We start from the raw sequence: 5864 nt of genomic DNA, 5'->3' as shown, positions 1-5864 counted from the left end.
ATCGCCAAGGCTCCGATCATCACCGCCAAGGGTCCTGCCGGCTATGCCGCAAAGGCATGGATCGTCAACCAATTGTTCGGTGAGTCCAAGGAGTCAAACGAGATCCGCAACAGGATCCAACAGGAGGTCATCCTGGATCCCGACAAGGGCATGTACTGGGAGAGCAACGGCAAGCAGTACAACGATATCAGCCTGCATAGCTATATGCTGGAGGCATACAAGCTCCATGACCCGAGCAAGCTCAATCCGATCAGCCAATGGATCTTCTTCCGCAAGGAAGCCAACTATTGGCGAAACACCTGGATGACCGTGGATGCCATCTATAGCCTGTTGCTGGCCAACAATCCAAAGGACTTCAACCTGGACAATGCCGTAACCGTACTGGTCGACGGACAGAACGCCAAGATGGACTCGGTGGTACTGGGACAGGTCTCCAAGACTTTCAATAAGCAGGATCTTGACCGAAACAGGTCCGTACAGATCGAGAACCACAACGACCGCACGGTATTCGGTGGAGTTTTCCATCAGTACTTCCTGCCGGTATCCGAAGTGAAGGCATCGACCAACGACATCAAGGTCAGCAAACAGTACATGGTTGAGCGGAACGGTAAATGGGTGGAGAGCAATCAGGCAAAACTGGGCGAAAAGATCAAGGTGATCATCACCGTCATCAACGACCAGGACCTGGAATATGTACATCTGAAGGACAGCCGACCTGCAGGCGTGGAACCTGTATTCGTACCTTCGGGATACAGCTGGAGAAACAACTACTATTTCACCCTGAAGGACGCATCGACCAACTACTTCTTCAACGCCCTGCAAAAAGGGAAAAGGACTTTCGAGTACGAGGTCAAGGCCAATAACCTAGGTGAATTCAACTCCGGTATAACCAACATCGAAAGCATGTACGATCCGACCGTAAATGCAAGATCTGATAACAAGGTCATCACGATTGTCAAATAGAAGAATTAAATAAAAAGGGAAAGGGCAATTTGATATCAAATTGCCCTTTCCCTTTTTATAGGACATATTCCCTTCCTAGTCCACATAAAGTTTATTAAAAATAATTTGTGAAAAAATTAATTTCTCGCATCATTAATTAAGAAAGCCAATTATTAATTCATGAAGAGAATCCTACAAATATCAATGTTTATCCTTCCGTTTTTAGCTTTTGGACAGATCAACGAAAGAGAAATCGAACAAAAATGGAAAGAAATCAACCGTTTAGAAGTCATTGGAAATTATAATGAAGCCATCCCAATAATAAATGAATTAAAGAAATCTGCACAAGGAAAAAAAGATGATGCCTTGGAAGTAAAGATAGTTCTTGCGGAAACCATGGGGCTAAGGAAGAATGAAACTTCTGTTGACCTATTCGAAAAAATTGAAAAACATTTTATAAGAAATCTAAAAGGGAAAAACAATGTTCAAAGAGCAGTCCTATATCAAGCTTATGCCTTATTTCTTCTTAATAATGTAGAAGACAACCCATCCAGTACTAATAATGAGTTCCTAGGTTCAACCAAGATGAGGAAATTTGAAATCATTGATAGTCTCCTCAAAAAATCCATTGCTGATAAGGAATCTCTCCTAAAACAACCCATGGAAAAATGGCAATCCCTATGGGAAGATTCCAAACAGCTTTCTATTCACCCGACACTATACCATTTCAATCTTGATACATATTTAAGGTTTTTACTTAACGACAGAAAGAAAAATCTGGATCTTTACAATAAACTTCTAACGGATGTTCTAGCCTATAATAAGAGGAAGGGCCTAGAGGATGCAACTGCCTATATCCTGGCGAAGAACCTCTATATTGAAAACCGAGATACGTCGAGTATTATTGAAGGTTACGAAGGTATCATTCAAAAAACCAACAGTCAATTCAATGCCCAGATCTATACTTTATTGGCAGCAAAATTAGGATCTCAAAATCCTAAATTACAAGTACGATATTTACAGAAGGCTAAAAGACTGTACCCAAATTCCCCTTGGACAACGGATTTAGATTCATTGATTAACCTCTTCAATGGCTTGAAATTGAACCTTAAGCACAGCTCCTCCATACCAACCAATGAATATGTACCCATAGTTCTTTCCATTAGGAATATTGACAAGATATATCTGAAAGTATTCAAATTCCAAAATGATCTGGATTATTATTCAAGTCCAGAAGTTGGATTAAGCGATATAAATAACAAAGCAAAAGAAATCTATACGGAACAAGTAGCATTGAAACCTTTTGATGACTTCGAAATCCACACCACTTACTATAAAATTAACCCACTAAGCGCCGGAAAATATCGAATCCTGATTTCAAACAATCCTGAATTTGAAAATAATGACGACAATAAATTAGTAACAGCGTCCAAATTTGAAGTAACAGATTATTTCTTTAAAACCGCAATCGAAAAAGACCCTTTTGGGGGCGATATCTTTTCAACTTACCTCGTGAACCGCAAAAATGGCGAGTCTTTTAAAAAGAAAGATCTTCAAATCCTAAAGTTGAAGGATGGAAAGACTAGCCTAAAAACAGCGAGTACAAATCATGCTGGAGAAATTTTACTCCCTATCCCAGCAGATTCAGTTAAATTCTATAGTGACGATATAGGCATTTTCCTTCCTGAAGAAAATCAACACCTCGTTTACCATAAAACCAAAAACTTTTCGGAGGAAGACAGCTCTCCTAATGAATTAGATTTCGAGGCAAAAACGCTTCTTGACCGAAGTATTTATAGACCAGGACAAAAAGTTCTATATAAGGTGATCAGTTACCAAAATGACATGTATGCAGCAAAAATCCTAGCCGGAAAAAGATTGACTGTACTAATAAAAACATCAAATGAGCAAATAATAGACTCCCTGGTCCAAACCACAGATAGTTTCGGCTCCATAAATGGAGAATTTGTTCTTCCTGAAAAATCCCCACTTGGCTTCTATCAGATCATGATCAAAGAAGGAAATCAGTCAATTTCCTCTTCATCTTTCCGAGTAGAAGAGTACAAAAGGCCAACATTTAAGATCTACCTCAATAAAATTAAAGATACCTATACGTCAAAAGATACGGCGGAGTTCACAGGATTGGTAGAATCATTTTCTGGAGTAGTCTTAGGTGCTACTACAGTTTCGTATACCATTACTGTAATTACACATGACCCAAGTACAAAATATATAAATCTTCCTGCAGGTACTTTGCAAACCGAAAACGATGGAACTTTTAAAATTAGGGTTCCTTTGAATGACACCCTTTTCGCAAATTTCAAAGGCTATAGTATTTTATTGAACACCTATGCAACAAGCCCTACCGGCGAATCCCAAAAAGCATATACGCATTATATATATTCGGATATTCTCGGCACCGCGGAAATAAATTTGGATGAAGAAAAATTATTTGCCAGCAAATTTGATGAGATAGAAATAATTGGTAAAAATGAAAACCAAGAAAAGGTGAATCTTTCCGGTGAAATTCAAATCTTCAAAAAACCGGATTTCACTACCATTGGGAACACCTATTCAAACAGTTTGTATTCCACTAAATTCCTGGATGAAATAGAATTTCATGTGTTTTCGCCTGAGGAGTACATCAAGTATTTCCCAACAAGGGTAACCAAAAAAGATTTTGAAACTCAAAACGACACCCTTGTAGCTACCTATCCCTTTGACAGCAGCCTTTCTCCTACCATAAAGGTTGATCCAACATTGTTTTCTTCGGGAAGATATTACATTAAAGTGGTTAATGTCCCTGATTCTGCCTTATTAGGATATCGCAGCTTTGAGCTAGCAGATTCCAAAACTAGGAAGAAGGGCAATAAAAACTTTTTAGTCTACAATTTTGATAAAGAAAACTATCAAATCAACGATCAGGTAAAAGTTGACTTTTATACTGATTTAAAAAATGCAAAGGAGGTACTTTTAGTGCCTTTTACTAACCAGCATAAGCTTGAATCCATTATCCTTTCTATTGAGAATGGTCATGCATCCTATTCTTTTTTATTGGATAGTATAAAAATCAAGAACTACTATCAGTTTCAAGCTACATTGATTAATGAAAATAAAATTGAAAACCTTAGCATACAAATACCATTACATAAGGAAAACAACATCCTAAAAATTAGAGCAAATACCTTTAGAAATAAAATCCTTCCTGGAAGTAAGGAAAAATGGAGCTTTAATATATCACTGAATGATAAAGCTATCCCAGCTTCCGTATTTGCATGCATGTATGATTTTTCCCTGAATGAATTTTTTACAAAAAGTTACACTAACAAATGGAATTTGACGAGCTATCCATATAGATATGAGGTAAGGCATAATGCCTTTTTTACATTGATTAATGCTCGAGATGAAGAAGACTATATCCATATTTACATTCCTATGAATGATTTAAAATTCCATCAACTAAATAGTTTCAGTTTGTGGAATACCTTGACATTAGATCAAGGTGATATTTCTCTTTTGGAAAATAATAATCGGGTCTATGAATTTGAGGCGATTTGGACCCCAGCATATTTAAATAAAGTTGATAATATTCCAAGAGGAGAATTCGCTCCGAAAAATGTGAATCCTGGCATGAATGAGTTAATGCCTATTTATCAAGGAGTAGACCTCTCCCAGGTCCAAGCGCGCAAGAACCTTCAGGAAACGGCATTCTTCTACCCGAACCTGTACACCGACAAGGAGGGCAACATCAGTTTCGAGTTCGACAGTCCCGAGGCCCTGACCAAGTGGAAGCTCATGCTCTTCGCCCATGGCAAGAACCTCGAGGTGGGCTCCGAACAGTTCTATACACAGACCCAGAAGCAGCTGATGGTACGTCCCAACCTGCCTAGGTACTTCCGCGAATCCGACCAGATCGAGATCATCGCCCAGGTACAGAACCTCAGCGGCAAGCCGCAGCAGGGCAAGGCCAAGATCGAGATCATCAACCCGGTCGACAATGCCGACCTCAGCGAACGGTTCGTGCTGGGCGACATCACGACCGACTTCAGCGTAGCAAAGGACAACAACCAAACGCTGTCCTGGAAGCTCAAGGTACCTGAAGGGTACCCAAGCGTGCAGGTCAAGATCGTTGCGGCAAGCGGGGAACATTCCGATGGCGAGATCGTGGAGCTGCCGGTACTGTCCAACAAGGTGCTGGTTTCCCAGACCGAGAAGATCGCCCTGAATGCCGGCCAAAAACAGGACTTCAGCATCGCTTCTGCCGGCAAGGACAACCTACAGGCCAAGGTACAGGTACAGAGCAACCCGATCCTGGAGATTATCTCTGCCCTAGACTACCTCAAGAACTACCCTTACGAATGTACCGAACAGTCCAGCAGTAAATGGTTCGGTCTCAAGATGGTTCAGTACATAGGCAAGCATTACCCTGCCATTTCCGATTATTTCAGGTCCATCAAGGTAAAGGATACCAAGAGCAGACTGGAGGAGAATGCCCAGCTCAACGAGCTGAAGCTGCAGGAAATGCCTTGGCTACGCGACATACAGCATGACAGCAAGCGCCTGGAGGCTTTGGCCGAACTGTTCAATTCCAATATCGAGACCGAGCTCAAGGGCATCGAGCAGAAACTGCTCCGTGGACAATTGGACAATGGATCCTTCCCTTGGTTCGAAGGCGGGAAGTCCGATACCCATATCTCCATGCGGATACTGGAGGTCGTTGGCAAGGTATTTTACCTGGACCACAGCCTAGTGAACCCGCAGATAAACGGCAGCATGAGACGCCTGGCTACCTATTTGGACCAGGACAGCAGCATAACCAGGGAAAAGGCATCCGCCAATATCGCACTGGACTATCTATATGCACGCCACTTCTGGAACTCGGAAGTCAAGGTACCTGAAAAGAACGGCAAGGTCCTTCGGGC

Annotated in this window: 1 protein-coding gene and 1 pseudogene; both read left to right on the top strand. The window is 41.2% G+C overall.

Features of this window, described 5'->3' with window-relative positions; all coding sequences use genetic code 11:
* A pseudogene (locus NLF99_RS19530) lies at positions 1-963 on the top strand (alpha-2-macroglobulin); the annotation flags it as partial.
* A 159-nt stretch (positions 964-1122) separates the two neighbouring features.
* The coding region (locus NLF99_RS19525; protein WP_254530285.1) for an alpha-2-macroglobulin family protein at positions 1123-5864 on the top strand (4742 nt) is incomplete at its 3' end.

Origin of the sequence: Sphingobacterium sp. LZ11T8, assembly GCF_024261425.1 — a bacterium.
Classification (GTDB): domain Bacteria; phylum Bacteroidota; class Bacteroidia; order Sphingobacteriales; family Sphingobacteriaceae; genus Sphingobacterium.
Note: the sequence above shows the minus strand (reverse complement) of the source record. Positions and strands in the feature narration are given on the sequence as shown.